Source organism: Bartonella sp. AD328YNZD, assembly GCF_042196425.1.
The window spans coordinates 1-2590 of sequence record NZ_JBHIQG010000327.1; the positions used below are offsets into that span (position 1 = coordinate 1).

Sequence of the window (2590 nt, forward strand, 5' to 3'; positions counted from 1 at the left end):
ATTCAGTTAATCGCTTATCATACGGCTGTTTTATTAGGAACAGATGTTGATCAACCCCGTAATTTAGCAAAATCAGTTACGGTTGAATAAAAGTATATTTCTGAATCTTTTGGAGAATAATCAAATGTAAGAAATTGATTTATAATGAAATTTATTTTTTCATTTTTCTCTGTTGAACGAGAATACTGAAGAAAGTTTTTTCTTTCTCAATCTTTACAATAAAACAAAAAATATCTTCTTACCTATCAAAAACAGATCAGTTATGTGAATATAATAGTAAAAAAAGACGCAATATTGCTTCTACTGTTTTAATACAAGAATAATTCAGATTGAGAGAGAAGATAGTGCTGTTGATTTATTATTCCTTCATGAAGCATAAAGATGGTAAGAGACTGCGTAGATCATTTATGGGTAATTCTAAGAGAAAAAACCATATTTGAGCAGAGAGATAGTTAAGTTTTTTATTAGAGGGTCTTTGTTATCCTGCTCGTAAGAGGCGTGTAGCGTCATTGTGTCCGAAAAGATAAAGTAGCAATCGTAAAGCTTGTCCTTGCTCAGAAGAAAGATGAGGATCGCGTTGTAAAAATAAATGAGCATCTTTTCTTGCCATTGATAAAAGATCGCTATGAATTGCAAGGTTTGCTATATGAAATTCAGGGACTCCGGATTGTTTTGTACCTAAAAGCTCTCCTTCGCCTCGTAGGCGCCAATCTTCTTCAGCGATTTCAAAACCATCTTCTGTATTGCGGATAATATTAAGGCGTGTTGCTGCTGTTTTAGTCAGTGGATCTTTATAGAGCAAAATGCAGGAAGATTTTTTATTGCCTCGTCCTACACGTCCACGTAATTGGTGCAATTGAGAAAGACCAAAATGTTCCGCGTGTTCGATGATAATGATCGAAGCATCTGGAATATCTACTCCCACTTCAATGACGGTGGTTGCAACTAAAATACGTGTATTTCCACATTTAAAAGATGCCATAGCGGCTTCTTTTTCTGCTGTAGACATTTTTCCATGGATCATACCAACGTGTGCTCCAAAGCGCTCATAAAGAAATACAAAGCGGTTTTCAATTGAAGTGAGATCAAGAGCTGTCGATTCCTCCACTAAAGGACAAATCCAATAGAGCTTTTCTCCTTTTTCTAATGCAAATGCGATTCGCTCTATAAGTTCATGAAGACGTTTTAAAGAAAGGGTTGCTGTTGTAATGGGGTGTCGCCCAATTGGTTTTTCTGTAATTTTAGAGACATCCATATCACCAAAAGCTGTTAAGACAAGTGTGCGCGGAATGGGCGTGGCGGTCATAACCAGCATATCAGCTTTATTGCCTTTTTCTGTAAGAGCAATACGTTGATGGACACCAAAACGGTGTTGTTCATCGATAATGGTTAAAGCGAGATTATTATAAGTAACGCTGTTTTGTATGAGAGCATGGGTTCCAATGACAATAGAAACTTGACCTGATAAAATATCATTCAAGATATTTGTCCGCATTTTTCCTTTTTCTCGTCCTGTTAAAAGCGTTGTTTGTAATCCGATCTTTTCGGCAAGAGGGGCAATGGTGGCAAAATGTTGCCTAGCCAGCACTTCGGTTGGTGCCATTAAAGCTGATTGTCCTGAATTTTCAGCAATTTGTGCCATTGCCATTAATGCAACGACAGTTTTTCCTGCGCCTACATCACCTTGGAGTAGTCTTAGCATCGGTTCTGGTGAAGCAAGATCATTTGCGATATCTTCTACTGCTTTTTTTTGTCCGGTTGTGAGTTGAAAGGGGAGGATATTGAGTAATTTGTTAGTATAAATTCCTGTTGCTGGTCGAGAAGTGCCAACAAGAGATTTAGTTTTCAAACGCACGAGTCCTAGCGCCAATTGACAAGCAAACAATTCATCATAGGCAAGGCGTTTGCGTGCTGTACTTTCTAAGGATAGATCATCGGGGTTAATGGGCGCATGGATACGGCGTAAAGAAACAGAAAAAGAAGGAAAATTTTGCTGCTTTTTTACATTTTCATCTATCCATTCCGGTAGAAGAGGAATAAAATCAAGAGCGTTTTGTATGGCGCGTCTTAGTGTCTTGGCCGCTAGTCCTGCAGTAGATGGATAAATCGGTTCGATGAGAGGTATCTGATTTGATTGTTCGCTTGGGGCAATATAGTCTGGATGCGCCATTGAAAGCTGTCCATTAAACCATTCAACTTTTCCTGATATAATGACTTTTTTTCCTTCGGGAAGTTGTTTTTTTAGCCAAAGAGGTTGAGCATGAAAAAAGACTAAATTTATTTTTCCTGTTTGATCATGCGCAATAACACGATAGGGAATTCGGTTATGACCACGTGGGGGTGGTTGATGTTGATCGATGACAATTTCAAGCGTAATAGTATCTCCTTCTTTTGCACAAGCAATGCTGGGACGCATTCTGCGGTCTATAACGGAATGGGGCATTAATTTAAGGAGATCAATAAGGGTTGCTTCCCGTTGTGTAGGATTAACATTTAAGAGTTTGGTCAGTAAGCCATAGACTTTAGGTGTAATACCAGAAAGGGTTCGAATAGAGTTGAAAAGAGGGGCAAGAAGACTTGGAGGCATGAG

Annotated in this window: 1 protein-coding gene; it reads right to left on the reverse strand. The window is 38.5% G+C overall.

Annotated elements, in window-relative coordinates; all coding sequences use genetic code 11:
- Positions 1-478: 478 nt before the first annotated feature.
- Complete coding sequence (gene recG / locus ACFIO3_RS11320) at positions 479-2587, reverse strand: ATP-dependent DNA helicase RecG (RefSeq protein ID WP_375704481.1); 2109 nt, start codon at positions 2585-2587, stop codon at positions 479-481.
- Positions 2588-2590 lie beyond the last annotated feature (3 nt).

What these genes read in the sequence shown, in the direction of transcription:
- recG (WP_375704481.1), bottom strand. Translation starts at nt 2,587, where the DNA reads ATGCCTCCAAGTCTTCTTGCCCCTCTTTTCAACTCTATTCGAACCCTT.